This is a genomic window from Pseudomonas sp. K5002, from assembly GCF_013386655.1.
In the GTDB taxonomy this organism is placed as follows: domain Bacteria; phylum Pseudomonadota; class Gammaproteobacteria; order Pseudomonadales; family Pseudomonadaceae; genus Aquipseudomonas.
Genome location: NZ_JACARK010001225.1, coordinates 1 through 450, shown reverse-complemented (window position 1 = coordinate 450; position 450 = coordinate 1). Strand labels below are relative to the sequence as shown.

Sequence of the window (450 nt, the reverse complement as noted above, 5' to 3'; positions counted from 1 at the left end):
TCCTTGAAGGTGTCGACGCCCAGCGAGACCACGATGATGTCGGCGCCGTAGCGCTCGATATCCCCGCAGGCCTGCTCCAGTGCGGCGCTCCAGCGGTCCCAGCCAGAACCTGCGGGCAGCGGGTAATTGAAGTTGAAACCTTCACCGGCGCCTTCGCCCAACTCGTCGGGGTAGCCCAGGAAGAACGGAAATTCCGCCTCCGGATGGCCGTGGATCGAGGTGAACAGCACATCGTCGCGCTCGTAGAAAATCGACTGGGTACCGTTGCCGTGGTGGTAGTCCACGTCGAGGATGGCCACCTTTGTGTGGCCCTGGTCGAGAAACGCCTGGGCTGCGATGGCCGCGTTGTTGAGGTAGCAATATCCGCCCATCAAGTCGCTGGCGGCGTGGTGCCCGGGCGGACGGCACAGGGCGAAGGCACTGCGGGCGCCTTGCTGGATCGCCTGTTGC

General features: G+C 64.2%; 1 pseudogene. It reads right to left on the bottom strand.

Going from position 1 to position 450, the window contains the following annotated elements:
- Positions 1-450: pseudogene (locus HX846_RS35125) on the bottom strand (histone deacetylase family protein); the annotation flags it as partial.